At 64.5% G+C, this 1,186-nt stretch carries 1 protein-coding gene; it reads left to right on the forward strand.

Features of this window, described 5'->3' with window-relative positions; genetic code table 11:
- Nucleotides 1–2 precede the first annotated feature (2 nt).
- Nucleotides 3–1,186, forward strand: a 1,184-nt coding sequence (gene tuf, locus DK847_RS20340) for an elongation factor Tu (protein ID WP_111200375.1), incomplete at its 3' end; no start/stop codon positions are given.

The raw sequence follows: 1,186 nt of genomic DNA on the forward strand, positions 1-1,186 counted from the left end.
CGATGGCCAAAGAGAAATTCAACCGCGACAAGCCGCATTGCAACATTGGCACGATTGGCCACGTTGACCACGGCAAGACGTCGCTGACTGCAGCGATCACCAAGGTTCTGGCCGAGTCGGGCGGCGCCACGTTCACGGCGTATGACCAGATCGACAAGGCGCCGGAAGAGCGCGCCCGCGGCATCACCATCAACACCGCGCACGTCGAGTACCAGACGCAGAAGCGCCACTATGCGCACGTCGACTGCCCCGGCCACGCCGACTATGTGAAGAACATGATCACGGGTGCCGCGCAGATGGACGGCGCGATCCTGGTCGTGTCGGCTGCCGACGGCCCGATGCCGCAGACCCGCGAGCACATCCTGCTCGCCCGCCAGGTCGGCGTTCCGGCGCTCGTCGTGTTCATGAACAAGTGCGACATGGTCGACGATCCGGAGCTTCTGGACCTGGTCGAGATGGAAGTGCGCGAGCTGCTCTCGTCCTACCAGTTCCCGGGCGACGACATTCCGATCATCCGTGGTTCGGCGCTGTGCGCGCTCGAAGGCAAGTCGCCGGAGCTCGGCCGTGACGCGGTTCTGAAGCTGATGGAAGCGGTCGACACCTACATTCCGCAGCCGGAGCGTCCGAAGGACCAGCCGTTCCTGATGCCGATCGAAGACGTGTTCTCGATCTCGGGCCGTGGCACGGTCGTCACCGGCCGCGTCGAGCGCGGCATCGTGAAGGTTGGCGAGGAAGTCGAGATCGTCGGCATCCGCGACACGCAGAAGACGACCGTCACGGGTGTTGAAATGTTCCGCAAGCTGCTCGACTCGGGCGAGGCTGGCGACAACATCGGCGCACTGCTGCGCGGCGTTGACCGCGAGGGCGTTGAGCGTGGCCAGGTGCTGTGCAAGCCCGGCTCCGTGAAGCCGCACAAGAAGTTCAAGGCCGAGGCCTACATCCTGACGAAGGAAGAGGGTGGCCGTCACACGCCGTTCTTTGCCAACTACCGTCCGCAGTTCTACTTCCGCACGACCGACGTGACGGGCGTGGTGACGCTGCCGGCTGGCACGGAAATGGTGATGCCCGGCGACAACATCTCGTTCGACGTCGAGCTGATCACGCCGATCGCCATGGAAGAGAAGCTGCGCTTCGCCATCCGTGAAGGCGGCCGCACCGTCGGCGCCGGCGTCGTCGCGAAGATCAC

Source organism: Aestuariivirga litoralis (assembly GCF_003234965.1).
Lineage (GTDB): Bacteria > Pseudomonadota > Alphaproteobacteria > Rhizobiales > Aestuariivirgaceae > Aestuariivirga > Aestuariivirga litoralis.